The sequence below is a fragment of the Arthrobacter sp. I3 genome, from assembly GCF_000520575.1.
GTDB classification, from domain to species: domain Bacteria; phylum Actinomycetota; class Actinomycetes; order Actinomycetales; family Micrococcaceae; genus Arthrobacter; species Arthrobacter humicola_A.
The window spans coordinates 79,120-80,471 of record NZ_KI914945.1 but is presented as its reverse complement, the minus strand read 5'-3'; the positions used below and the strand labels follow the sequence as shown (position 1 = coordinate 80,471).

The following is a 1,352-nucleotide window of genomic DNA, read 5'->3' as shown; positions in this document are numbered from 1 at the left end:
CCGGCTCCCGCCGCCCCTGCCATCTCCGCCCTGGGCTTCGACGTCGACTCTCCCGTCATCGCCGCCGCCCGCGCCCAGCAGCTCAAGGCCCCCGCCGTGCCGCGCAAGAGCCAGGCCAACGAGGAAGTCTTCCAGGGCTTCGCCGCGCCGGACTCCACCGAAATCTTCCTCTGCCAGGGCAGCCCGGACGGCACCGCCGCGTGGACCCGGGAATTCGGCGACGGCCTGGACGTCGCCGCTCCGGACCCGGCAGAGCACCCGGGCGCGGTGATCGACCACGTGAACCTCGCGCAGCCGTGGCAGCACTTCGACGAGGCCGTGCTCTTCTACACCAGCGCCCTCGCACTGGAACCGCAGCCGTTCGCCGAGGTGGCCAGCCCCACTGGGCTGGTCCGGTCCCAGGTGATGCTGACGCAGGACCGCGGCGTCCGCCTGGTGCTGAACCTGGCCCCGCTGATCCAGCAGGAAGGGACTGACGGCACCGGCCACCGCCCCGGCTACCAGGAGCACATCGCCTTCGCCGTGGAAGACCTCGTGGCCACGGCCCGGTCCGCACGGGACCGCGGACTGGACTTCCTGCAGATCCCCGCGAACTACTACGAGGACCTCGACGCCCGGTTCGCTCTGGACCCGGAATTCCTGGCCACGCTCCGTGAGCTCAACCTGCTCTATGACCGCGACGCCGACGGCGAGTTCCTGCACTTCTACACCGCCACCGTGGGCAGCGTGTTCTTCGAAATGGTGGAGCGCCGCGGTGCCTACGACGGCTATGGCGCCCCGAACGCCCCGGTGCGGCACGCCGTCCAGTACGACCACCTGCACCAGCTGACCCGTACTTCCTGACCCCATCCGAACAACAAACACATCAACGAAAGGAGGCTGCTGTGCCTGAAGAAATCAACCTCGACGTCTTCAACGCCGACCCGATCACCGAGGACGTGTCCGACGAAGCCACGGAGGCCGCACCAAAGACGCATGCGCCCGCCGTCCATGCCTTGGATACTGCCGCGGAGTCGCAGGCGGACCTCAGCGCCGAGATGAAGGCGATCGGCGAAGCGTACGCGCAGGCCCTCAAAGGCGGAGCCCCGGCCGAAACCCAGCCGCGGCTCGACTACGCGCCGTACCGCAGCAGCGTCCTGCGCCACCCCACCAAGGATCTGCACCACGCGGATCCGGAAACCATCGAACTGTACTCGCCGGCGTTCGGGCACATGGACGTGCACGCGCTGGAAGCGGACCTGACCATCGCGCACAACGGCGAGCCGCTCGGCGAACGCATCGTGGTCTCCGGCCGGGTGCTCGACGGCGACGGACGCCCCGTCACCGGCCAGCTCGTCGAAATCTGGCAGCGC

2 pseudogenes are annotated in these 1,352 nt (G+C 69.0%); both read left to right on the top strand.

The features are described from left to right. Positions 1 to 843: pseudogene (locus Y706_RS26210) on the top strand (VOC family protein); the annotation flags it as partial. 41 nt (positions 844 to 884) lie between these two features. After that, positions 885 to 1,352, top strand: a pseudogene (locus Y706_RS28355) (protocatechuate 3,4-dioxygenase subunit beta); the annotation flags it as partial.